Origin of the sequence: Nocardia sp. NRRL S-836 (genome assembly GCF_001279525.1) — a bacterium.
GTDB lineage: Bacteria > Actinomycetota > Actinomycetes > Mycobacteriales > Pseudonocardiaceae > Lentzea.
The window spans coordinates 66,566-89,182 of sequence record NZ_LGDY01000094.1 but is presented as its reverse complement, the minus strand read 5'-3'; the positions used below and the strand labels follow the sequence as shown (position 1 = coordinate 89,182).

General features: G+C 71.2%; 21 protein-coding genes, 2 tRNA genes and 2 pseudogenes. 16 read left to right on the top strand and 9 right to left on the bottom strand.

Features of this window, described 5'->3' with window-relative positions; genetic code table 11:
* Positions 1 to 220: 220 nt before the first annotated feature.
* The 3 genes from ADL03_RS17305 to yaaA form a co-directional block, all read right to left on the bottom strand.
* Positions 221 to 1,753, bottom strand: a complete 1,533-nt coding sequence (locus ADL03_RS17305; RefSeq protein WP_082373223.1) for a DEAD/DEAH box helicase — start codon at positions 1,751 to 1,753, stop codon at positions 221 to 223.
* Between the two features lie 234 nt (positions 1,754 to 1,987).
* On the bottom strand, positions 1,988 to 2,830 hold the full coding sequence (locus tag ADL03_RS17300) for a serine protein kinase RIO (protein WP_197288400.1): 843 nt from the start codon (positions 2,828 to 2,830) through the stop codon (positions 1,988 to 1,990).
* Positions 2,831 to 3,152: 322 nt separating this feature from the next.
* Positions 3,153 to 3,881, bottom strand: coding sequence for a peroxide stress protein YaaA (yaaA, locus tag ADL03_RS17295; RefSeq protein WP_053734571.1), 729 nt, complete (start codon positions 3,879 to 3,881; stop codon positions 3,153 to 3,155).
* 59 nt (positions 3,882 to 3,940) lie between these two features.
* Between yaaA and ADL03_RS17290 the strand changes: the two genes are divergently transcribed.
* From ADL03_RS17290 to ADL03_RS17280, 3 genes are all read left to right on the top strand, one after another.
* A complete protein-coding gene (locus tag ADL03_RS17290; protein ID WP_053734490.1) occupies positions 3,941 to 5,278 on the top strand; it encodes a hypothetical protein in 1,338 nt (445 codons plus the stop codon).
* Between the two features lie 19 nt (positions 5,279 to 5,297).
* A tRNA-Gln gene (locus ADL03_RS17285) sits at positions 5,298 to 5,369 on the top strand.
* A 7-nt stretch (positions 5,370 to 5,376) separates the two neighbouring features.
* Positions 5,377 to 5,448, top strand: a tRNA-Glu gene (locus tag ADL03_RS17280).
* Positions 5,449 to 5,719: 271 nt separating this feature from the next.
* On the opposite strand, the gene ADL03_RS17275 is transcribed toward ADL03_RS17280, so the two are convergent.
* Complete coding sequence (locus tag ADL03_RS17275) at positions 5,720 to 6,475, bottom strand: cyclopropane-fatty-acyl-phospholipid synthase family protein (protein ID WP_053734489.1); 756 nt, start codon at positions 6,473 to 6,475, stop codon at positions 5,720 to 5,722.
* An 86-nt stretch (positions 6,476 to 6,561) separates the two neighbouring features.
* Here ADL03_RS17275 and ADL03_RS17270 point away from each other — a divergent pair, with 86 nt between their 5' ends.
* Positions 6,562 to 7,527 carry a GNAT family N-acetyltransferase gene (locus ADL03_RS17270; protein ID WP_053734488.1) on the top strand — a complete coding sequence of 322 codons (966 nt, stop codon included), beginning with the start codon at positions 6,562 to 6,564 and terminating at the stop codon, positions 7,525 to 7,527.
* Positions 7,528 to 7,966: 439 nt separating this feature from the next.
* Here the strand turns inward: ADL03_RS17270 and ADL03_RS17265 are convergent, their stop codons facing one another.
* A complete protein-coding gene (locus ADL03_RS17265; protein ID WP_053734487.1) occupies positions 7,967 to 8,326 on the bottom strand; it encodes a VOC family protein in 360 nt (119 codons plus the stop codon).
* A gap of 177 nt (positions 8,327 to 8,503) precedes the next feature.
* Here ADL03_RS17265 and ADL03_RS17260 point away from each other — a divergent pair, with 177 nt between their 5' ends.
* Positions 8,504 to 10,249: a proline--tRNA ligase gene (locus tag ADL03_RS17260; RefSeq protein ID WP_053734486.1), complete on the top strand. Its 1,746-nt coding sequence runs from the start codon at positions 8,504 to 8,506 to the stop codon at positions 10,247 to 10,249.
* A 115-nt stretch (positions 10,250 to 10,364) separates the two neighbouring features.
* Positions 10,365 to 10,730: an antibiotic biosynthesis monooxygenase gene (locus ADL03_RS17255; protein WP_053734485.1), complete on the top strand. Its 366-nt coding sequence runs from the start codon at positions 10,365 to 10,367 to the stop codon at positions 10,728 to 10,730.
* An 18-nt stretch (positions 10,731 to 10,748) separates the two neighbouring features.
* Here ADL03_RS17255 and ADL03_RS17250 read toward each other — a convergent pair whose 3' ends face one another.
* Positions 10,749 to 11,756, bottom strand: coding sequence for a hypothetical protein (locus ADL03_RS17250; RefSeq protein WP_053734484.1), 1,008 nt, complete (start codon positions 11,754 to 11,756; stop codon positions 10,749 to 10,751).
* 102 nt (positions 11,757 to 11,858) lie between these two features.
* Between ADL03_RS17250 and ADL03_RS17245 the strand changes: the two genes are divergently transcribed.
* A complete protein-coding gene (locus ADL03_RS17245; protein WP_053734483.1) occupies positions 11,859 to 12,839 on the top strand; it encodes a hypothetical protein in 981 nt (326 codons plus the stop codon).
* Here ADL03_RS17245 and ADL03_RS17240 read toward each other — a convergent pair.
* Positions 12,735 to 13,142 (bottom strand): secondary thiamine-phosphate synthase enzyme YjbQ, encoded by a 408-nt coding sequence (locus ADL03_RS17240; RefSeq protein ID WP_053734482.1) that lies wholly within the window; start codon positions 13,140 to 13,142, stop codon positions 12,735 to 12,737. The genes ADL03_RS17245 and ADL03_RS17240 overlap by 105 nt on opposite strands.
* Before the next feature lie 64 nt (positions 13,143 to 13,206).
* On the opposite strand from ADL03_RS17240, the gene ADL03_RS17235 reads away from it, so the two are divergent.
* Genes ADL03_RS17235 through ADL03_RS17220 form a run of 4 tightly spaced genes read left to right on the top strand, consistent with a single transcriptional unit; the run spans position 13,207 to position 16,372 of the window.
* Entirely contained in the window at positions 13,207 to 14,157 is a 951-nt protein-coding gene (locus ADL03_RS17235) for a glycosyltransferase (RefSeq protein ID WP_053734481.1), read from the top strand.
* 11 nt (positions 14,158 to 14,168) lie between these two features.
* Complete coding sequence (locus ADL03_RS17230) at positions 14,169 to 14,633, top strand: DUF4442 domain-containing protein (RefSeq protein WP_053734480.1); 465 nt, start codon at positions 14,169 to 14,171, stop codon at positions 14,631 to 14,633.
* Positions 14,626 to 15,579 (top strand): aminotransferase class V-fold PLP-dependent enzyme, encoded by a 954-nt coding sequence (locus ADL03_RS17225; protein ID WP_053734479.1) that lies wholly within the window; start codon positions 14,626 to 14,628, stop codon positions 15,577 to 15,579. Before ADL03_RS17230 ends, ADL03_RS17225 begins: the two co-directional genes overlap by 8 nt.
* A 55-nt stretch (positions 15,580 to 15,634) precedes the next feature.
* Positions 15,635 to 16,372, top strand: coding sequence for a hypothetical protein (locus tag ADL03_RS17220; protein ID WP_157528832.1), 738 nt, complete (start codon positions 15,635 to 15,637; stop codon positions 16,370 to 16,372).
* A 46-nt stretch (positions 16,373 to 16,418) separates the two neighbouring features.
* On the opposite strand, the gene ADL03_RS17215 is transcribed toward ADL03_RS17220, so the two are convergent.
* Both ADL03_RS17215 and ADL03_RS17210 read right to left on the bottom strand, forming a co-directional pair.
* Positions 16,419 to 16,841: a ferritin-like domain-containing protein gene (locus ADL03_RS17215; protein WP_197288399.1), complete on the bottom strand. Its 423-nt coding sequence runs from the start codon at positions 16,839 to 16,841 to the stop codon at positions 16,419 to 16,421.
* Positions 16,838 to 17,281: a hypothetical protein gene (locus ADL03_RS17210; RefSeq protein ID WP_063798614.1), complete on the bottom strand. Its 444-nt coding sequence runs from the start codon at positions 17,279 to 17,281 to the stop codon at positions 16,838 to 16,840. Before ADL03_RS17210 ends, ADL03_RS17215 begins: the two co-directional genes overlap by 4 nt.
* 127 nt (positions 17,282 to 17,408) lie before the next feature.
* Between ADL03_RS17210 and rimP the strand changes: the two genes are divergently transcribed.
* From rimP to infB, 5 genes and pseudogenes are all read left to right on the top strand, one after another.
* Positions 17,409 to 17,933 (top strand): ribosome maturation factor RimP, encoded by a 525-nt coding sequence (rimP, locus tag ADL03_RS17205; protein WP_053734476.1) that lies wholly within the window; start codon positions 17,409 to 17,411, stop codon positions 17,931 to 17,933.
* The gene (nusA, locus tag ADL03_RS17200; RefSeq protein WP_053734475.1) at positions 17,930 to 18,943 is read left to right on the top strand and encodes a transcription termination factor NusA; all 1,014 of its coding nucleotides are present in this window, start codon (positions 17,930 to 17,932) and stop codon (positions 18,941 to 18,943) included. Before rimP ends, nusA begins: the two co-directional genes overlap by 4 nt.
* Before the next feature lie 15 nt (positions 18,944 to 18,958).
* On the top strand, positions 18,959 to 19,309 hold the full coding sequence (locus ADL03_RS45500) for a YlxR family protein (RefSeq protein WP_082373221.1): 351 nt from the start codon (positions 18,959 to 18,961) through the stop codon (positions 19,307 to 19,309).
* A gap of 87 nt (positions 19,310 to 19,396) precedes the next feature.
* A pseudogene (locus ADL03_RS50815) lies at positions 19,397 to 19,540 on the top strand (translation initiation factor IF-2 N-terminal domain-containing protein); the annotation flags it as partial.
* Between the two features lie 237 nt (positions 19,541 to 19,777).
* Positions 19,778 to 22,594, top strand: a pseudogene (gene infB, locus ADL03_RS17195) (translation initiation factor IF-2); the annotation flags it as partial.
* Positions 22,595 to 22,617 lie beyond the last annotated feature (23 nt).

Genomic DNA, 22,617 nt, shown 5'->3' with positions numbered 1-22,617 from the left:
CCGAGTAGCCGCCGTCGTCACGCCCCACACCGCCGTGCGGAACGAGCTGACCACCGCGAACACCGCCGTCGTCACCACGTCATGCGCACCGTCGCGATCCCCAGCCACATCACCGGAACCAGCACCACGGTCGGGTGAAGCCGGGTGAGCCAGCGGGCCGGCGAACGACGAAGGCCGCCTCCCCGGAACGGGAAAGCGGCCTTCGTCGTGTCTCAGTGCGTCAGTGCTGTGCCGCGGGCCGGCGCGGACGACCGGTGCTGCCGGTACGGCGCGCACCACCGCCCTCACCCGCGGGGCGGCGCGGTCCGCTGCGGAACTCGCCACCCTCCGAGCGACGACCGGAGCCGCCGCGGTACTCGCCGCGGCCGGCGGTGGCCGGGGCGCCGAAGCGACGGCCGCTGCCGCCGGAGCGGCGTGCGGGCTTCTCGCGTTCGATCACCGGCTCGCCGCTGGGGATGCGGGCGCCCGTGATGCGGATCAGGTCCTCGTCACCGGGACGGACCTTGGTGCTCTCCGGACGGATGCCGGCGCGGGCGGCCATGCCCTGGACGGCGCGGCGCTGGTCGTGCGTGACCAGCGTGACGACCGTGCCGGACTGGCCGGCGCGCGCGGTGCGACCCGCGCGGTGCAGGTAGTCCTTCGGGTCCGCCGGCGGGTCGACGTGGACGACCAGCGAGACGTCGTCCACGTGGATGCCGCGGGCCGCCACGTCCGTCGCGATCAGGACGGGGGTGGTGCCCTCGCGGAACTCGCCGAGCACGCGGGTGCGGGCGCTCTGCGCCTTGCCGCCGTGCAGGGCGCCGGCGTGGACGCCGACCGAGCGGAGCTTCTTGGCCAGGCGGTCGACGTGGTGCTTGGTGCGCACGAACATGATCGTGCGGCCCTCGCGCGCGGCCACCTCGGTCACCACGTTCTGCTTGTCCTCGGCGGACACGAACAGCAGGTGGTGGTCCATGGTCGTGACGCTCGCGGTGGACGGGGCCACCGAGTGCGTCACCGGGTTGTGCAGGTACTGGCGGACCAGCTTGTCCACGTCGCCGTCGAGCGTCGCGGAGAACAGCAGGCGCTGGCCGTCCTGCGGGGTCAGGTCGAGGATCGCCCGGACCTGGGGCATGAAGCCCATGTCCGCCATCTGGTCGGCCTCGTCCAGCGCGGTGATCTCGACCTGGGACAGGTCGCAGGTGCCCTGGCGGACGTGGTCGGACAGGCGGCCCGGCGTGGCGATCAGCAGGTCGACGCCGCGGCGCAGGTGTTCGATCTGGCGCGGGAACGACGTGCCGCCGACGACGACGCGGCACCACAGGCCCAGCGAGCGGGCGTGCGGCATGAGCGCCGTCTCCACCTGCATCGCGAGCTCGCGGGTCGGGACGAGGATCAGGCCGCGCGGCTTGTGCGGCAGGGAGCGGCCGGCTGCGAGGCGGGTCAGCATCGCCAGGCCGAACGCCAGCGTCTTGCCGGAGCCCGTCTGGCCGCGGCCGAGGATGTCCTTGCCCGACATCGCGTCGGGAAGGGTGGCCGCCTGGATGGGGAACGGCTCGGTGATTTCGTTGGCGACGAGCGACTTGATCAGCGCGTCGGCCAGGCCGAGCTCAGCGAACGAGGGCAGCGGGCCTTCCGGCAGCGTGCTCTCGAAGTGCTCGGCGACGATCGGTTCCTCGACCCGCTGCTGCGGACGCGAGGAGTTGCCCTGGCGACCCGAGCGACGCCGCGGTGCCCTGCGGCTGTTGGAACGCTCGGAACGACCTTCGGACATTGTTGGCAAAACAAACCTCCGGGACATGGCACGTCTCGAGGCTGCCCCGCGCGCTACCGCGGTGCCGATCACAAGGACGAGCCCGGCGTGGTGGTCACGCCGCTGATGAGTGGGTGGAAACACCGGTCAACGGCGGTCAAGCCTTCATCGGTGTACAGCACAGTCTAGCTGATCAGTGGCCAGGGCTCGCGCGCCCGGCAGTGTCCTTGGACACGGCCGGGCGCGCAAGGTGCCTCAGCCCATGCCCGCGACCTCCAGCAACGTCGCCACCAGCGCGGACGGCTCGCCGATCTCCGGCGGCAGGCCGCGCGCGGCGAACCAGCCGGTGATGTTGCGGACGTCGCGGTCGAGGAACTCCACGCCGCGCGGGTTTGCGACGAGGTCGACCACCTGCGGCAGGTCGATCATGATCAGCCTGCCCTCGTGGACCATCAGGTTGTACGCGGAGAGGTCGCCATGCGTCACGCCCGCCTCGGCGAGCGTCATGAGCGTCGCGACCAGCTGCCGCCACAGGTCGAGCAGCTCGTCCTCGTCGGGACGGGTCTGCGCGAGCCGCGGGGCCGCGTTGCCCTCGGCGTCGCCGATGAACTCCAGCAGCAGCTCGGTGCCGCTGCGCTGCACCGGGTACGGCACGGGCGCGCCGATCTGCCACAACTGGGTGAGCGCGGCGAACTCCGCGACCGCCCACTGCTCCGCGATCAGGTTGCGCCCGAACGAGGTGCGGTTCTGGATCGCCCGCATCTCGCGGGACTTCTTCATCCTGCGACCCTCCAGGTACCCCGCGTCGCGGTGGAACATCCGGTGGTCGTTGCTGCGGTAGCGCTTGGCGGCGAGCAGGCAGGCCCGGTCGCCCAGCGCGCGTTCCAGCAGGAAGACGTCCGCCTCCTTGCCGGTCTTCACGATGCCCAGCTCGCGGTCCACCGCGGCCAGCTCCGTGACGAGCCAGTCCGGGTGCGGCTTCGGCCCCTGGTCGGCGTCGCCCCAGGTGGACCAGCGGTCGCCGTCCTCCGGGGTGTCGGCCGTGCTGAGCTGGTCCTCGCGCAGTCGCGCGACCCGCAGCTTTTCTTCCTCTGTCATGCGGCCGCGACGCGTCGGTTCTGCGTCGTCGGCTACGCGCTTACCGCGTTTTCCCTTGCGCCGCATGGTGTCGGCGTCGGTGAAAGTGGATTCGAAACGTTCGTAGAGATCGTGCTCGCGCACGGTGGGGTCTCCTGTAGAGAGAAAGGTGACCGCCCCACTGGCGCTCTGCGATCAAACGCTGCTGATCAGGCGCGAAGGGCGGAGGGACGGGTCGGTGCCACGTCCACAACAGGCTCAGACACGACGCACCTCCTCTTTTCCGCTCCGTGTTACGCGTCGGGTGCAGCTTGCCCTGTGTTCAACAGGGCGCGCAACCGATTTAATCCGTGATCAGGTCGGCGGTCCGCTCACCGGTCGGCACGAGCCGCATCCCGGCCTTGCTCGCGAGCCTGACCAGGCCTTTCAGGTCACCCGGCTCGGTCTTGGCGGCCGCGATCGTGCGGGCCAGCAGGCCCTTGTGCGCCTTGTTGAAGTGGCTCACGACCTTGCCCTCGCTCGTGATCACCCGGACGACCACGGCGTGCGAGACCTTCGCGAGGCTGGAGTACGCGCCGGAGCGCAGGTCGACGACGAACTCGTCGGCCCCCTTCAGCACCGGCTCCAGGGCGGGCTTCCACAGCGTGCGCAGGCTGCCGTGCGCGGGCAGCGTGCTGCCGCCCGACAACCGGTAGGCCGGCACCGGGTCACCGCCGCGGACCACCCCGAACAGCGCCGACGCCACCGCCAGCCGCCCGTAGGCGCGTTCGCGTTCGGCCTTCTTGAGCGTCGGGAAGTCCAGCGCGTCGTAGAGCACGCCGGTGTACCTGGCCAGCGCGGGCGTCGTCGCCGAGGTGCGCACCACCGCGTTGCGGTGCACCTCGTCGACCTGCCGCTCGGAGAGGTCGAGCGCCGCCAGGCTCGCCGGGACGTCCCGCGCCAGGTCGGCCAGCGCCGACACGAGCTTGTCGCGCACCGGGTTGAGCTCGGGGAACGACAGCGCGTCGAGGTCGAGCGGCGCACCCGCGCCGCCGATCGCCTTGGTCTCCGACGGGGGAAGCAGCACCAGCACGGTGGCCAAGCCTAGGCCAACGGTGGAAAACCGCTGGACCTGCGTGGTGATCTGGAACGGTGGACGCCCTGGACCGCTTGTACAGCTCGCTCGACGCCCGGCCACGCCCCGAGGAGGTGGCCGTTCTCGTCGGCGAGGCCAACGCGTCGTTGACGCGGCGCGACCGCGCGGTGATCAACGACGTGGCGGCGCACGCCGGCCGTTGGCAGGGCCTCTCCGGCATGAGCGACGACTACGCCCGCCCGGTCGGCGCCACGCAGCAGGTCGCCGCGGTCCGTGCCGTGTTCGGTGTGGACGGTCCGGCCGTCGACCCGGACGACCCGGTCTCGGTGCTGGAGTTCGCGTCGCTCGTCGGAGCGGAGATCGGCTGGGACCCCGAGCACACCGACTTCCTCGCCGACCGGCTCGACCGCGACGCCCGCGCCGCCGCCGGCATCGAGCTGTCGAAGCGCCGCTACAACCGCCGTTTCCGCATGCTGCGCCGGCTGTCCGCGAAGGCCGGCCGCCTGGAGCGTGCCGTAGCGCTGCGCCGGATGACCCTGCTCGGCTCAGCCGGGTTCGCCCGCGCGATCGACCGCGACCGCTTCCGCGCGGACGTCGACGCCGCGTGCTTCATCGCCTACTACACCGCCCGCCGCAAGCTGCGCCGCGAGTTCACCCTCGCCAGCCGCGAGAACCCGTTCGACCAGGTCGCGAAGGTGCTGCTCGACCGCTGCAAGGCCCGCGCGGGCACCGACTGGGCGATGATCGCCCTGGCCTGCCCGACCCAGGAGGTCCTGCGCCGGCTGACGCCCGCCGAGCTCGGTGAGCTGCTCGGCCGGTGGTCGGCGGCGACCAGGACGGTGGCCGGAGCACTCGCGTCGCAGTGGCGGTCGGCCGGCATCGACCGCACGACCATGGTCGTGCGGCGCGGCGTCGACTCGTCGACCTGGAACGCGCTGGCGGGCGCCTACAACGCCGCACGCACCGGCTGGATCGCCTGCCTGCACGCCGCCGGCCTGACGGAGCTGGCTTCCCCGGCGTGGCCGGGCAAGGCCATGCGCGTGATGGCCGGCGACCTGGCCGGCTGGCACCAGGCGTCGGGCGGCGGCCTGCACCCGGACACCGCGGTGTGGGCCCGGCTGCCGCTGCCGTGGGAGGTGCTCGACGGCACGGCCACCTGCACCCGCCACGACGTGGAGGCCGCGTGCCGCGAGCACGGTGTCGACCCGGAGGCCTCCGGGTGGACGGCACCGCGCACGCACCGCTGGATCACACGCTTCCGGCCCACCCCGGAGCTCGTCCACGGCGTGTCCGTCTCGGACCCGGTGTGGGCCATGGCGTTGCGCAGCGCGGGCGTGTTCAGCGGCAAGCCGTTGCGCACCTGGGTATTCGGTGGACAGGACGCGCTCGACTGAGCATGATCCACCTCGGTGTTCGGCTGTAGTTCAGCGGTAGAACGCCCGGCTCTGGACCGGGTGGACGCCGGTTCGAGCCCGGCCGGCCGAACACCCCGGAACGCGTAGTTCAGTGGTGGAACGCCTGGCTCTCACCCAGGTCGTCGCCGGTTCGAGCCCGGTCGCGTTCGCAAGGCCGCGCCTGGTTGCGTTGGTGTGGTCGGGCCCGGTCGCGTTCGCGGGGCTGAGCCCGGTCGCGCGTCAAGGCCGAGCCCGGTCGCGTTTGTGGGGCTGAGCGCGGTCGCGCGTTCGTGAGGTCGTGACCGGCACGTCCGCACGATCGAGCCCGGCCGCATTGCCACGGTCGAGTCGGCATGTCCGTGCGGTCGAGCCCCGGCCGCGTGAGCACGGTCGAGCCCCCGGCCGCGTTTGCGAGGCCGAGACCGGCCCGGTCCCGAACGCCTAGGGCGCCTGCAGCGTCAGGTAGGCGAGGCCCATCACGCCGCGCCAGCCGTGCAGCCGGTAGTTGCGCTGCCGGTCGGCCCTGGCGCGGACCTCCTCGGCGTGCGGGGAGTCCGGGTTGGCGCGCAGCCAGCGTTCCCAGGCCAGGCCGTGGCGGTTCTCGAAGACGTCCCACTCGTCGCGGCTCGCCTGCTCTGCCCCCAGCAGCCGGTAGCCGTGCTCCAGCGCCAGGTCGACCAGCCCGGCCAGCGAACGGTACTGCTCGCGGGGGACCGGCATGGCGGCGAGCTGCGCGCCGGTGGGTTCCTGCTCCCAGAAACCCTCGCCCAGCAACAACCTCCCGCCCGGACGCATCAGCTCCCTGGCCGCCGTGAGCGCGTTCGCCGTGTGCTGCAACGGATCTCCGCCCCACACCTGGCTGGCGCCGTTGACGATCACGGCGTCGGCCGGCCGGTCCGGCCGCCACTGAGCCACGTCCGCGACCTGCAGGCTGACCCGGCCCGCCAGCCCCCGTTCCTCGGCGTTGGCGCGGCCGTGCGCGATGTCGACCTCGTTGCGGTCGACACCGGTGCCGGTGGCGGTGGGAGCGGCTTCGAGCGTGCGGAGCAGGCACTCCGCCCACCCGCACCCGAGGTCGAGCACGTGGCCGCCGTCGAGCGGCAGCAGCGAGTCGATCAGGCGGGCGGCCCGTTGTTCGGACAGCGGCCCGTGGAACGTGACGTCCGCGTGCAGCGGCGTGATCCCTGGAGTCGTCATCGCCGGGCAGCATGGCCCTGTGCCCTGTTCCGGGCAACGCGTTATTCGGTTGTCGGTGGCATCACCTCCGCGTAGCTTCGGTTGGCGTGGAACTCGTGTGGCGCGCACTCACCACCGCGGACATCCCCGCGGTCACCGCGCTCTGCACGGCGGCCGAGGCAGCCGACGACACCGGCGAGCTGCTGTCCGAAGAGGACTTCGCCCGGTCGTTCGCCGAGGCGGACCTGCCGTCGGTCTCACTCGCCGTCCTGGCCGGCGACGAGCTCGCCGCCTACGGGCTGCTCAAGCCGCGTGACAACCCCTTGGGCACCAACCGCGTCCAGCTGGACGGCATGGTGCACCCGGCGTTCCGCCGCCAGGGCATCGGCCGCTCGTTGTTGTCGCGCATGGTGTCCATGGCCCGGACGCTGCACCTCGCCACCCACCCGGCCATGCCGCTGGTGGCGGCCACCATGGTCGAGAGCCGCTCGGCCGGCCACGTCGCACTGTGCGCGTCACGCGGCTTCACCGCGGACCGCCACTTCCACGAGATGGAGGTGGCACTGGGCGAGTCACTCGCCCAGCTCCCGGTCCCGGCCGGCTACTCGCTCGTGCCGTTCACCCCCGACCGCTCGGAAGAGACCCGCCAGGTCGTGAACGCGGCCTTCGCCGAACACTGGGGCTCGACCGCACGCACGCCGCAGGAATGGGCAACGTCCTTCACGGACAGCAAGAGGTTCGTGCCGGACACCTCCTTCCTCGCGCTGGACGACGCGTCCGGCGCGGTGGTCGGTTTCGTGCTGTCACGCCACTACCCGGCGGTCGAGGAGCAGACCGGCGTCCGCGAACTGTGGATCGGCGACGTCGGAACCCTTGCCGCACACCGTGGACGGGGACTGGCGTCCGCGATGGTGAGCCGGACGTTGACTCACGCGCGGACGCAGGGCTACCACCGGGCCGGCCTGTCCGTGGACACCGCCAACTCGACCGGGGCGCTCGTGCTGTACGAGCGGGCCGGGTTCGAGGTGGCGCGGACGTGGGTCGACTACGGGGTGCCGGTCGAGCTCGCTTGACCGGGGCTGGACGGGTCGGACTGTTTCGAACGCGACGGATCGACGGGTAGTGCGCAGCCGGGCCGGACGGGACCGGGTGAAGCGGCCGACAGGCTGAACCGGCGGGTAGGGCTGCACCCGGTTGAGGTGGACGTCCTCGACGGTGACAGGGCTACCTGGCGGTGGGGTGCGGCCACTTCCGCCCGAGCGCTCGGCGTGCACGAGCGCGGCGGGCGGCATCCACGCGGACCTGGGGCAACCACGTGCTCCCGGCCGAGTTGGCCGAGCCGAGTTGGCCAGGCGAACCGGATCGGGTTGACCCGACCGGGTTGACCCGACCGAGCTGACCCGACCGAGCTGACCCGGCCAAGCCGCTTCAGCCAGGCCGACCCAGCCCGCTACGCCGCTCCAGCCGAACCACCTCGGCCCGGCCGCCTCACCCAGGGGCGATCGGGCGGCCCTACAGCTCCTCGCCGGCCTGACCGACGCAGAACTGGTTGCCGTCCGGATCGGTCAGCACCGACCAGACGAGGCCGGGGATGCTGTGCACCCCGATCTCGGTGGCACCGAGCGACACCAGGCGGGCGACCTCGGCCTTGCGGTCCGGCACGTGCGAGTCGAGGTGGACGCGGTTCTTGCCCGGCGTGGCGTCCGGCACCTGCTGGAGGGCGAGGGCCGGGGCGCCGGCGGCGTTCGGGGCGAGGACGATGAACTCGCCCCAGTCGTTCTGGACCGTGGTGCCGAGGGCGGCGGTCCAGAAGTCGGCGAGCTTGCGCGCGTCGCCGGTGTCGATCGTGATCATGGCGATGGTCAGGGACATGGCGGGAACGCTACTCAAGGGGTCTGACAATCCCGAGTTCTCGCAGGTCAGGCGCCAGAACGGCAGTACCAGGACCCGGTGCGGCCGCCGGCCGTGCCCGTACGCACACCGCTGCGCTTTCGTGAGCAGGGCAACCAGTACGCTGCTCCGACAGCCCGTGAACGAGGAGTACCCACCGTGATCACCAGGATGTCGTCGTTGTTCCTCCGCACCCTTCGCGAGGACCCGGCGGACGCCGAAGTGCCCAGCCACAAGCTGCTGGTGCGCGCAGGCTACGTCCGCCGCGTCGCGCCGGGCGGGTACTCGTGGCTGCCGCTGGGGCTGAAGGTGCTGCGCAACATCGAGGCCGTCGTCCGCGAGGAGATGGACGCCTTCGGCGCGCAGGAGATCCAGTTCCCCGCCCTGCTGCCCAAGGAGCCCTACGAGGCGACCAACCGGTGGGAGGAGTACGGGCCCAACCTGTTCCGGCTCAAGGACCGCAAGGGCGCCGACTTCCTGCTCGGCCCCACGCACGAGGAGCTCTTCACGCTGACCGTGAAGGGCGAGTACAGCTCGTACAAGGACTACCCGGTCACGCTCTACCAGATCCAGACGAAGTACCGGGACGAGGCGCGGCCCCGTGCGGGCATCCTGCGCGGGCGCGAGTTCCTGATGAAGGACTCGTACTCGTTCGACCTGACCGACGAGGGCCTGACGCAGTCCTACCGGGACCACCGCGACGCCTACATCCGCATCTTCGACCGGCTGGGCCTGGAGTACGTGATCGTCTCCGCCACGTCCGGCGCGATGGGCGGGTCGGCGTCGGAGGAGTTCCTGGCCGTCGCCGAGACCGGTGAGGACACCTTCGTCAAGTCCACCGAGTCGGGGTACGCGGCGAACGTGGAGGCCGTGCGGACGCCCGTGCCCGCCGCCCAGCCGGTCGACGACAAGCCCGCGGCGCAGGTGCACCACACGCCGAACACGCCCACCATCGAGAGCCTGGTCGACTTCCTCAACGCCAACACCGACCGCAAGTTCACCGCGGCGGACACGTTGAAGAACGTCCTGATCAAGACCCGCCAGCCCGGCGGCAAGGAGTGGGAGCTGCTCGCCGTCGCCGTGCCCGGTGACCGCGAGGTCGACTTCAAGCGCCTCGAGGCCGCGCTGGAGCCCGCCGAGGTCGCCATGCTGGAGGAGGCCGACTTCGCGAGGAACCCGTTCCTGGTCAAGGGCTACATCGGGCCGAAGGCGCTCCAGGACAACGGCGTGCGTTACCTCGCCGACCCCCGCGTCGTCACCGGCACCGCGTGGGTGACGGGTGCGGACCAGGCCGACCACCACGTCGTCGACCTGGTCGCGGGCCGTGACTTCACCCCCGACGGCGTCATCGACGTCGCCGAGGTGCGCGAGGGCGACCCGTCGCCCGACGGCAAGGGTGTGCTGGTCGCCGCGCGCGGCATCGAGATCGGCCACATCTTCCAGCTGGGCCGCAAGTACGCCGACGCGTTCTCGCTGGACGCGCTGGGTCCCGACTCGAAGCCGGTCCGGATCACCATGGGCTCGTACGGCATCGGCGTCTCGCGGCTGGTCGCGGTGATCGCCGAGCAGTCGCACGACGAGCGCGGCCTGATCTGGCCCCGCAACGTGGCGCCCGCCGACGTGCACGTGGTCGTCGCCGGCAAGGACGAGACGCTGACCGCCGCCGGTGAGGACTTCGCGAAGCAGCTCGACGCCAAGGGCGTGCGGGTGCTGCTGGACGACCGCAAGGCGAGCCCCGGCGTCAAGTTCGCGGACGCCGAGCTGATCGGTGTCCCGACCATCCTCGTGGTCGGGCGCGGCCTGCAGAACGGCGTTGTCGAGGTCAAGGACCGCAGGTCCGGCGAGCGCGTCGAGGTGCCGGTGGCCGAAGTCGTCGACCACCTGGTGGCACTCGTCAACAGCTAGGACGACCGGATGCCGGGCACCCGCGCCGCGAGCGGGTGCCCGGCATCCGGCATTTCCGGCGGCAAGCACGGAAAACGCGTGGATCGGCAGGTGCGTCCCGCCTTACGGTGACGCCATGGTCGATCACCCCGAAGCCCCGCAGGCGCCCGTCGAAGCCTTCGAACCGCCCTACTACCTGGCCGTCTTCACCACGATCCGCACCCAGGAGCAGAGCGGCTACCGCGAGACCAACGCGCGCATGGAGGAGCTGGTGCGGGACATCCCCGGCTACCTGGGCATGGACCACGCGCAAACGCCCGGCGGGCTGGGCATCACCGTCGGCTACTTCCGCGACGCCGACGCCCTCGCGCAGTGGCGGTCCAATGCCGAGCACCGCGCGGCACAGCAGCGCGGCCGGGCCGACTGGTACCAGCACTACACGCTGCACGTGGCGAAGGTGGAGCGCAGCCACGGGTTCACGCGTGCGGAGACCACCGGCTGACCCGACGGCTCCGCGGGGTCAGTTCGTCGGCTCCAAGGAGTCGATCATCTTCTGCAGTTCGCTCTCCTTGAGCAGTGGGGGCTTGTCGCCGCCACCACCGCCCTCCAGGTCGCCGTTGACCACCAGCGCGTGCAGCTTGCTCGTGCCGTTGAGCAGCACGACCTTGACCATGCCCTTGGACGCCAGGCACTTGTTCGCGGTCTGCGTGACGGTGGCGTCGACCTGCACGCCCTCGACGACGATCTTCTTGCCGTCCTTCTGGGTGTGCTGGATCTTCACCGGCTTGGGCTGGGTCAGCGTGACCTGGGGGCTGCCGCTGGAGGAGTAGTACTGGGTGGCGACGGCCCTGGTGAAGTTCGTGGCGACCGTGTTGATGTCGCCCTTGTCCAGCAACGCACCGCCGTTGGTGCCCTTGGTGTACGCCTTGGCCTCGCAGGTGTAGTCGCCGTACGAGGTCACGCTGGACAGCTGCACGCCCGCGAAACCCTCGACCGGGATCCGGTCGTCGACCTGGATCCAGTCCTTCGGCACCTGGTAGGTGTAGCCGAGCGTCGTCTGGACGCACTGCCAGGTCTCGTCCTTGCAGGTGGCGCCGCCGTTGGGCTGCTGGGACGTGGTCGGCGGGTTCGACGACGTGGTGGGCTGCGCGTCGGTGCGCTCGCTGGACCTGTTCGCCAGCACGTAGGCCGTGACGCCGCCACCGGCCAGCAGCACGAGCGCGACCACGCCGAGCACCAGCCACAGCGTCTTCTTGCTCTTCTTCGGTGGTTCCTGGTCGAAACCGCCGTACACGCCCAGGCCGCCGTACCCGCTGTAGCCCTGCTGCGGGAAGCCGCCGGTCTGCGGGTGGCCACCGGGCGGCGGTGGGTAGCCGTCGGCCTGCGGGTAGGCGCCGGTGCCCTGGTAGCCGCCGGTCGGGTAGCCACCGGTCGGGTAATTGCCGCTCGGGTGGTCGCCCTGCTGCTGACCCCATCCGGGCTGGTCGTTCCAGCCGCCACCCTGTCCGCCGCCACCTGGGTAAGTCACGCGGCAAACGGTACCTGGTGACCCTGACAGTCCTTAATTCATCAAGCGTTGACTTGCGCCGTGAGCCCGGCGTACCGTCCTGCCCATCGAATTCAACGACTGATGAACTTCTTGGAGGCCGTGATGCGCACCGCGCTGGTCACCGCCGTCGCCGGCGCGGCGGTGGCGTTTCTCCTGGGGCTGCTGACGTTCGGCGTGCAGGCCACGGTCCACCCGCACGACGTGCCGCTCGCCGTCGTGGCACCGCAGCCGATCGCGCAACGGGTGCAGGCCGCCGACTCGCCCGAGGTCGACCTGCGGGTCGTCGGCGCCGACGAGGCACGAACGCTGCTGGCGGACAAGGAGGTCTACGGCGTCCTGGAGATCACGCCGGGGCAGGCCACCGTCCGGCTCAACCCGGCGGTCAACCCGTCCGGCACGCAGGTCGCGCAGCAGGTGCTGACCGGCGTGGCCCAGGGCGCCGGCCTGCCGGTGAAGGTCGAGGCACCGGCCGTGTCCGCGGCCGAGCGAACGGCGCCGCTGGCCGCGTCGGCGTTGCTGTGGATCGGCGGGATGATCGCCGGAGTGCTGTTCGTGGTGCTGAAGGGCGGCCGCTTCCGGCTCGTCTCCTCACTCGCCGCCGCGGTCCTGACCGCCGGGTCCGTGTCCGGTCTGCTCACGTGGTGGGGCGTCGGCCTGAACGGTGCGGCGGTCGCGTTCCTGTTCGCCGTCGCCGGGGCGTTCGCGCTGCTGCAGGCCGGGTTGTTCAAGCACCTGGGCATCCGCGCGATGGGCGTCCTGGGCGTGCTCTACCTGACCGCGCCCGCGGTGGCCGGTCAGGTGCCCGAGTTGCTCAACCCGGTCTACCGGGCGGTGCTGTGGTCGTGGACGCCGTTCCGGTTCTCCACCGAAGGCCTGCGCACGCTGCTGTACGACGGGTCGATCGGCACCGGGTGGTGGGTGTTCGCCGGGATCGCCGTCGCCGGGCTCGTGCTGGCGCTAGCCGGCGATGAAGCTCAGCCGGACCGTGCGGACCGGGTTGTCGATGTTGGTGTCGACGAGGCAGATGGACTGCCACGTGCCGAGCGCCAGCACACCGCCTAGGACCGGGATCGTCGCGTAGGGCGGCACCAGCGCGGGCATCACGTGGTCACGGCCGTGGCCGGGGGTGCCGTGCTTGTGCCGCCACTTCACGTCGCGGGGCAGGATGCGTTCCAGCGCGGTCAGCAGGTCGTCGTCGCTGCCGGCCCCCGTCTCGATGACGGCGACACCGGCGGTCGCGTGGGGGACCCACACGTGCAGCAGGCCGTCGCCGTTCTCCTCCTGGAGGAACCGCTCGCACTCGCGGGTGAGGTCGTGCACGACCTCCTCGGCACCGGTGCGGATCTGGATCTCCTCGCTGCGCATGACCGCAGATCTTACGAACGATCCGCGCGGGGCCGCTTGTCGTGGCACGGCTAAGTTCGCCGCCATGCGCCTGCTCTTCGCCAGCATGTCCACGGTCGGGCACACCTACCCGTTGCTGCCGTTGGCGATCGCCGCGCGTGACGCCGGCCACGAGGTGCACTTCGCGGTCGGCACGGAGATGCACGAGGTGCTTGCCACACTCGGCCTGCGGCCGTTCCGGCCGGGACAGGTGTTCGGCGAGATCTACGCCGAGGACATCGCGCCCGAGCTGGAACGACTGCTGCCGGACCTGGTGATCAGCGGGTGGGCGGTGCCCGAGGTCGCGGCGGAGGCCCGGCGGCGCGGGTTCCCGGTGCTGTGGCACGGGTTCGGGCGGATGTTCGCGGACGGCATCGGGCTCGTGAAGCCGAACGGCGGCCGGCACCTCGACATCTGCCCGCCCTCGTTGCAGGACCGTGAGTTCCTCCCCGCCGACCGGATTCCGGTGCGGCCGGTGCCGTTCTCGCCGCCGGGTCCGGTGCCGCGCCGCGATCGGGAGACGTTGATCTACCTCACGCTCGGCACGGTGTTCGGCAGGCAGGAGGTGCTCGCGGCGGCCGTGGAGGGACTTGGGCGGTTGGACGCGCAGGTGGTGGTGGCGGCGCCACACGTGCGGTTGGACGGACTGCCGGACAACGTGTCGTTGCACCCGTGGCTGTCTCAGGCCGAGGTGATCCGTCAGGCCGATGTCGTCGTCCACCACGGCGGGAGCGGCACGATGCTCGGCGCTCTCGTGGCCGGTGTTCCGCAGGTGGTGCTGCCGCAGGGCGCGGACCAGTTCGGCAACGCCCAGGCGCTCGTCGAGGCCGGCCTGGCGGCCCGGCCGGAAGCGCTCTGTGCCGACGCGATCGCGGAGGGCGCGCGACTGGTGCTGCGAGACCGCGCGTACCGCGAAGCCGCAGCTCAGGTGGCCGAAGAGATACGTCACATGCCGTCGCCGGAGGAAGTTGCGGACAGTCTGGCAGACGTTGTGTAACACTGTTTTTTATGAAGGCAAGCCGCCTGCGCCGCGGGATGAACCTGTGGCCGCCGTTCCTGTTCGCCGGTATCCGCGTCGAAGAGATCTCACCGGACTACCGGTACGCACGGGTGCGGATGCGTCTGCGCCCGTGGAACCGCAACTTCTTCGGCACCCACTTCGGCGGCTCGCTGTTCGCGATGACCGACCCCTTCTGGGTGTTGCTGCTGTTCAACCAGCTCGGCGGCCAGCACGTGGTGTGGGACCGGGCCGGTGAGATCGAGTTCCTCGCGCCCGGCCGCGGCACGGTCCACGCCGAGTTCCGGCTGTCCGACGAGCACGTCGAGCAGGTGCTGGAGCGGACGGCCTCCGGGAGCAAGGCGCTGGTCTGGTTCGACACCGACGTCGTGGGGCAGGATGGAACCGTGATCGCCAAGGTGCGGAAGCAGGTCTACGCGCGACGCAAGCGCGACAAGCAGCTCGCGCATGCGTGAGGCGTTCGGGGCGGTCTTCGACGTCGAGCCGGGCTACCTCAACACGGCGTCCATCGGCGTGCCGCCGCGGCACGTCGCCGACGCCGTGGCCGCCGCGCACGAACGGTGGCGGCGCGGGCAGGACACGTCGTCGTCGTTCACGGAGGCGGTCGAGACGTCCCGTGCCGCGTTCGGGCGGCTGATCGGGGTGCCCGCGACGTCGGTCGCGTGCGGAGCCACGGTCTCGCAGTTCGTGTCCCTGGTCGCCCAGTCGCTTCCTGCGGGGTCGAAGGTCTTCGTCCAACCGGGTGAGTTCACCAGCGTGTCGTTGCCCTTCGTCGCGGCCGGTCACCGAATCGTGTCCACGGTCCGGGAGTGCGACCTCGCGGCGGTCAGCGTCGTGCAGTCGGCCGACGGCGCGATCGCTGATCTGGACGCGTTGCGCACGTCGGGCAAACCGGTGCTGCTGGACGTGTCGCAGGCCGCCGGGTGGCTGCCGCTGTCCGTGGAGTGGGCCGACTTCGTCGTCGGCGTGGCCTACAAGTGGCTGATGGCACCGCGCGGTGCCGCCTGGCTCGCGGTGCGGCCGGACCGGTTCGAGTCGCTGCGGCCGGTGGCGGCGAACTGGTACAGCACGGGGGAGAACTACGGCACCGAGCTGCTGCTGCGCCCGGACGCACGGCGGTTCGACCTCTCACCCACGTGGTTCGCGCACGTCGGTGCGGCGGTCGCGTTGCCGTGGGTGGCGACGCTGGACCTTTCGGCCGTGCGCGCGCACTGTGTCGGACTGACCGATCGGCTGCTCACCGGATTGGGTCTTCCGCCCAACGGTTCGGCGATCGTGTCCGTGGACGTCCCACCCGTCGAAGGCGTCGTTTCCTCGGTCCGCGCAGGTCGGACCAGGTTCGCCTGTCACCTGTACAACACGCCCGAGGACGTTGACCGGGTGCTCGCAGCGCTGGCCTGAACGCCGTCCGTTACCGTGGGTCCTTGTGTCGGAACCACGCGAATCACCCGAAGAGGTGACCCAGAACCTGCCTCGCTTTCCACCGAGGCCGACCGACACCGCTCCGCTCTACCCGGCCGACGAGCTCGTGAAGCTCCAGTCGATCATGGACAACCGCAGCGGCCAGCAGCAGCAGGCCCCTGCGGCCACACCGCCCCAGACCCCGAAGCGGATCTGGATCGGCAGGGCGATCGCCCTGGTCGGCGTCGCGGTGGTGTCCGGGTTCGTGTGGTGGGTGCTCCAGCCGACCGACCCGGTGGACAAGCCGGTCGCGGTACCGCAGAAGACCGCGGGCGAGTTCGAGTTCACCACCTCCCAGCAGCTGCCGGAGCCGGTGAAGGACAGCGACTGCGCGGCACACGCCACGAGCAAGACGCAGGCGTTCCTGAAGACGACGCCGTGCCTGCAGCTCACGCGGGCGCTCTACACGGCCAAGCTGCCCGACGGACGGACCGTGTACTCGTCGGTGTCCGTCGTGCGGATGAAGACCGCGGACGAGGCCAGGCAGCTCAAGGAGATCACCGAGCAGAACGGCACCGGCAACGTCAAGGACCTGGTGCTCGACAAGGTCGTCAGCGTGCCGCCGCTGAACACGCTCGCCAACGGCGGCTACGCCTCCGAGGTGCGCGACCGCGAGGTCGTGATCGTCGAGTCGGACTCGCCGGTCAAGGGCGACGACGCGCTCGCGCACAACAAGGAGATGAAGAAGGTCTCCCAGGACGCGATCCGCCTCGCGTCCTCGATCGGCAGCTGACGCCACGCGGGGCCCCCGCGTGACTTCCGCGGAGCGGAAACGGCGGTCAGCCGGAGGCCACGCCCGGCATCGTGATCGACGCCGGCGTGGTCCCCGCGGCCTTACGCCACCGTGTGGCGCGCACGGCCGCCGTGGTCAGCGCGTCGAGGGCGCTGGTGCGCAGTGCCGTGTCGTCGGTCCGCTCCAGCACCCCGCGCCAGGCGGCGCACGTGTCCTGCTCGACGGCGACCAGCGCCGCGATCGCCGACGCCCCGTTCGACACCGGCGCCGGCGGCAGGTAGGCGGCGGCGGGCGGGTTCGGCGTAGCGCCGTGGTCCTTCAACCACCGCTCCGTGGTGTCCCTGCGTGCGCGGTGCGCGTTCGCACCCTCGGTGACCGCCGGGTTGTCCAGGAACGCCGACACGAGCCCGTAGGTCCACACCGCGGCGTGCTCGGTGCCCAGCGCGGTCTGCACGGCCTCGACGCTCACGCCAGCACCTCCCGCAGCGAGGCGCACCCGGCCGCCACCGAACCGACCAGACCGGCGCGGTGCGACGGCAGCTTCGGCACGGCCTCGGACGCGGCGCGCACCGCCTCGTCCAGCGCCGTGCGCAGCGCGGCCACCGGGTTCGGTGGCTGCGGCGGGGTCGAGGGCACCGGCGGGACCGTGGAGGACAACGGCGGGCGCTCGCGGTCGACCTCGGCCTGCAGCAGCTCCGCGTGCGTCCCGCGGGCCTTCGCGACCTCCGCGGCGGCCGGCACGGCCGTCAGCAACGCGGCCAGCGCGGCGTCCGAACGTGCCTGCGCGGCCAGCGCCGACAACGGGTCCGGCGGCGGTGGCGCCGGAGGTTCTGTGGTGCACGCAACGGCCAGAGGCGCGGCGGCCACCGCGAGCAGCACACGGCGGCGGCTGACCGATTCGGAGATCACGCGAACCAATCTTGCCAGCGGACGGCGAGGCGGTGGCAGGCGGGCGAACGAGATAGTCTGGGCCTCCACGGCCGCCGAAACACCGTCGGCCGGGGTTTCCATGCGTTCGATCTGAAGGAGACACCACGTGTCCAGCCCGCCGCGCGGAGAGCTTGCCGCGCAGCTAGCACCCGTTGTGCGGGAAGCGCTCGAAGCAGTCGGCTTCGACCTCGACGCACTCGACGTGAATCAGGCTGGGCGCCGCCGTCTGGTCAAGGTCGTCGTGGACGGCGAGGACGGGATCGGCCTCGACGAGGTCGCAGAGGCCAGCCGCGTGGTCTCCGCGGCGCTCGACGCGCACGAGCACCTGATCAACGGGCCGTACACCCTCGAGGTCACCTCGCCGGGTGTCGACCGGCCCCTCACGCACCCGCGCCACTGGAAGCGCGCGCACCTGCGTCTCGTGAAGGTCAAGCAGCCGGAGCAGGTCGAGTGGTTCGGCCGGGTCGGCGAGTGCGACGAGACCGGGGTCGAGCTGCTGCACCAGGGCGAGCTGAAGCGCGTGGAGTACCGCCACATCGAACGCGCGGTCATGGAGATCGAGTTCAAGCAGCCGCCGGTCGAGGAACTGGCTCGGCTCACTCGGAAAGCACCGGAGGAGGAGCCGAGGTGAACGTCGACATCGCCGCCCTGAGGGCGATCGAACGTGAAAAGGACATCCCCTTCGAGACGGTCCTGGAGGCGATCGAGTCAGCACTGCTGACCGCCTACAAGCACACCGAAGGGCACCACTCGCACTCGCGGGTGGAGATCGACCGCAAGACCGGCGTCGTGCGCGTGCTCGCGCAGGAGCTGGGTCCGGACGGCGTGGTGCAGGAGGAGTGGGACGACACTCCGGAGGGCTTCGGCCGCATCGCCGCCACCACCGCCCGCCAGGTCATCCTGCAGCGCCTGCGCGACGCCGAGCACGAGCGCACCTTCGGCGAGTTCGCCGCCAAGGAGGGCGAGATCATCGCCGGTGTCGTGCAGCGCGACGCCCGCGCGAACGCCCGCGGCATGGTCGTCGTCCAGGTGGGCGACACCGAGGGGGTGCTGCCGCCGGCCGAGCAGGTGCCGGGCGAGCAGTACAACCACGGCGAGCGGATCAAGTGCTACGTCGTGAGCGTCTCCCGTGGCGCCCGCGGCCCGCAGATCGCCCTCTCGCGGACGCACCCGAACCTCGTGCGGCGGCTGTTCGCCCTCGAGGTCCCGGAGATCGCGGACGGCACCGTGGAGATCGCCGCGGTGGCACGTGAGGCAGGTCACCGTTCGAAGATCGCGGTGAAATCCACGGTTGCCGGAGTGAACCCCAAGGGCGCCTGCATCGGCCCGATGGGCGCCCGTGTGCGCAACGTGATGCACGAGCTCGGTGGCGAGAAGATCGACATCATCGACCACTCCGACGACCCCGCCACTTTCGTCGGGAATGCTTTGTCACCAGCGAAGGTTGTGTCCGTACGGGTGCTCGACGAGCGGGCCAAGACGGCCCGTGTCGTGGTGCCCGACTTCCAGCTGTCGCTGGCGATCGGCAAGGAGGGGCAGAACGCCCGTCTGGCCGCCCGCCTGACCGGCTGGCGCATCGACATCCGCAGCGACGCGGAGGCTCCGGCTGCCGGAGCGGTCACATCCAGTTCGGCTGAATGAGCTCCAGGGGATAGAATTATCAACGGTTCAACGTCGGGATCGGTTTCTCAGCACATCGGCCCTGTTCGCACGTGTATTGGGTGCCGGGCCCGGACGTTGCCCTCTGAGCTGCTGCGTGTGGTCGCGGTGGGCGGTTCGGCTGTACCGGACGTCCATCGACGGCTTCCTGGTCGGGGTGCTTGGTTGCATTTCGATCTCGAATGTCTGCGCAACGCCGAGCGGCGACGAGCGTTCTCGCGGGCCCTGCGGGTCCAGGGGGCACTCGACGTCGCGTTGTTGCGCGAGCACTTGGAGCAGCGCGGAACCATGGCCCAGGGACAGCCCCTGGGCCGGCAGGAAACAAGGAAGCAGGTCGACCCGTCATGAGTCAGCCGTGAAGCTGAAGACATGAACGCGCGACGTTAAGACGAGGTCGATGGGACTTGCCCGCCGGCCTCACGACCAAGGAGAGCAGTGGCAGGCAAGGCCCGCGTGCATGAGCTCGCGAAAGAGCTCGGTGTTACGAGCAAGGAAGTTCTGAACAAGCTCGCCGAACAGGGCGAATACGTGAAGTCCGCGTCGTCGACCGTCGAGGCCCCCGTGGCCCGCCGGCTTCGTGACGCCTACGAAGCCAAGTCGAAGCCGTCGGCTCCCAAGCCGTCCGCTCCGAAGCCCAAGGCTCCGGCACCCGCTGCCGCCGCCGCGCCCGCCGCACCGGCGGAGCAGAAGCCGGCAGCAGCGTCCGACAACAGGCCCGCGGCGCCGAAGGCCTTCCCCGGCCCGAAGCCCGCCGCACCGCGCCCGCCGGCGCCCAAGCCCGCTCCGGCAGCCCCTGCCGCGCAGGCCCCGGCTCCCGCGCCCGCACCCCAGCAGTCCCCGGCCCCGGCCGCCGCACCGGCACCCGCTGCTCCGGCAGCTCCCGCCGCGTCGGCCCCGGCCGCTCAGAAGGCTGCCCCGGCTCCCGGCTCCAAGCCGGGTGGCGGACCGCGTCCGGGCCCGCGCCCGGCTCCGCAGCAGCAACAGCCCCAGCAGCCGCAGGCTCCGGCCGCGTCCGCTGGTGCGCAGTCCCCGTCCGTGGTGCCGCCGCGCACGCAGTCTTCCAAGCCCGCCGGCCCGCGTGCCCCGCGTCCGGGCAACAACCCGTTCGGTGTCGGTGGCGGCAACGCTCCCGCGCCGCGTCCGGGGCCTCGCCCCGGCCCGCGTCCGGAACAGGGCGAACGCCCGTCCGGCCCGAAGCCCGGCGACCCGCGCCCGGCCAGCCCGCGTCCGAGCGGCGCGCCCGGTCAGGGTGGCCCGCGTCCGGCTGCCGCTCAGGGTGGTGGCCGTCCCGGCCCCGGCCAGGGTGGTCCTCGTCCCGGTGGCCCCGGTCAGGGCGGTCCTCGCCCCAACCCGGGCAACATGCCCCCGCGCCCGAACCCCGGCATGATGCCGGGTCGTCCGGCCGGTAACCGTCCTGGCCCTGGTGGCGGCGGTGGCCGTCCCGGCGGCGGTGGCGGTGGCGGCGGTCGTCCCGGTGGGGGCGGCGGCGGTGGCGGCTTCCGCGGCGGTGGCGGCGGTGCCGGTGGCGGTGGCGGCTTCCGCGGTGGCGGAGGCGGCGGCGGTGGCGGCGGCTTCCGTCCCGGTGGTGGCGGTGGCGCCGGTGGCGGCTTCCGTCCCGGTGGCGGTGGCGGCGCTGGTGGCGGTGCCCCGGCCGGTGGCGGCGGTTTCCGCGGTCGTCCCGGTGGTGGCGGCGGCGCTGGCCGCGGCGGTACCGCCGGTGCCTTCGGTCGTCCGGGTGGTCCGGCGCGTCGTGGACGCAAGTCCAAGCGGCAGAAGCGCCAGGAGTACATGGACAACATGCAGGCGCCTTCGGTCGGTGGCGTCCGCCTGCCCAAGGGCAGCGGCGAGACGATCCGCCTGCCGCGCGGTGCCTCGCTGACCGACTTCGCCGACAAGATCAACGCCAACCCGGCGTCGCTCGTGCAGGTGCTGTTCCACCTGGGCGAGATGGTCACGGCGACCCAGTCGGTGTCCGACGAGATCCTGGAGCTGCTCGGCTCCGAGATGAACTACGTCGTGCAGGTCGTGTCCCCCGAGGAGGAGGACCGCGAGCTGCTCGAGACGTTCGACATCACCTACGGCGAGGACGCCGGCGACGAGGAAGACCTGCAGATCCGTCCGCCGGTCGTCACCGTCATGGGTCACGTCGACCACGGTAAGACCCGACTCCTCGACACCATCCGCAAGGCGAAGGTGGCCGAGGGCGAGGCCGGTGGCATCACCCAGCACATCGGTGCCTACCAGGTGCGGACCGAGCTCGAGGGCAACCCGCGGCTCATCACCTTCATCGACACCCCGGGTCACGAGGCGTTCACCGCCATGCGTGCCCGTGGTGCGAACGCGACCGACATCGCGGTCATCGTCGTCGCCGCTGACGACGGCGTGATGCCGCAGACGGTCGAGGCGATCAACCACGCGCAGGCCGCTCAGGCGCCGATCGTGGTCGCGGTGAACAAGATCGACAAGGAGGGTGCGAACCCCTCCAAGATCCGCCAGCAGCTGACCGAGTACGGCCTGGTCGCCGAGGAGTACGGCGGCGACACGATGTTCGTCGACATCTCCGCGAAGCAGGGCATCAACATCGACAGCCTCCTCGAGGCCATCCTGTTGACCGCCGACGCCTCGCTGGACCTCCGGGCCAACCCGGACATGGAGGCCCAGGGTGTCGCGATCGAGGCCCACCTCGACCGCGGTCGCGGTCCGGTCGCCACGGTGCTGGTCCAGCGCGGCACGCTCCGCGTCGGCGACTCGATCGTCGCGGGCGACGCCTACGGCCGCGTCCGCCGCATGGTGGACGAGCACGGCGACGACGTGCACGACGCGACCCCGTCGCGTCCGGTGCAGGTCATCGGTCTGACGTCGGTGCCGCGCGCAGGTGACTCGTTCCTCGTCGTCGACGAGGACCGGGTGGCCCGCCAGATCGCCGAGCGTCGCCAGGCCCGCACCCGCAACGCCGCCAACGCCGCGAAGCGCAAGCGCGTCAGCCTGGAAGACCTGGATGCGGCGCTGAAGGAAACCAGCGCTCTCACCTTGATCATCAAGGGTGACAACTCGGGTACCGTCGAGGCCCTCGAGGACGCGCTCATGAAGATCGAGGTCGGCGACGACGTCGAGCTGCGCGTGATCCACCGCGGTGTCGGTGGCATCACCGAAGGCGACATCAACCTCGCCGTGGCCGGTAACGCCATCGTCCTGGGCTTCAACGTCCGGGCCGAGGGCAAGGCGACCGAGCTCGCGAACCGCGAGGGCGTGGACGTCCGCTACTACACGGTCATCTACCAGGCGATCGACGAGATCGAGGCGGCCCTCAAGGGTCTCCTCAAGCCGGAGTACGAAGAGGTCCAGCTCGGCCGCGCCGAGATCCGCGACGTCTTCAAGTCCTCCAAGGTCGGCACGATCGCGGGTTGCATGGTCCTGTCGGGCGAGATCCGCCGCAACGCCAGGGCGCGTCTGCTCCGTGACGGCAAGGTGATCGCGGAGAACCTCCCGATCAGCTCGCTCAAGCGGTTCAAGGACGACGCCACCGAGGTCCGCGAAGGTTTCGAGTGTGGTCTCACGCTCGGCAACTACAGCGACCTCAAGCTCGAGGACATCATCGAGACCTACGAGATGCGCGAGAAGCCGCGCGCCTAGTCGGACGATGAGGGGTGCGGAGC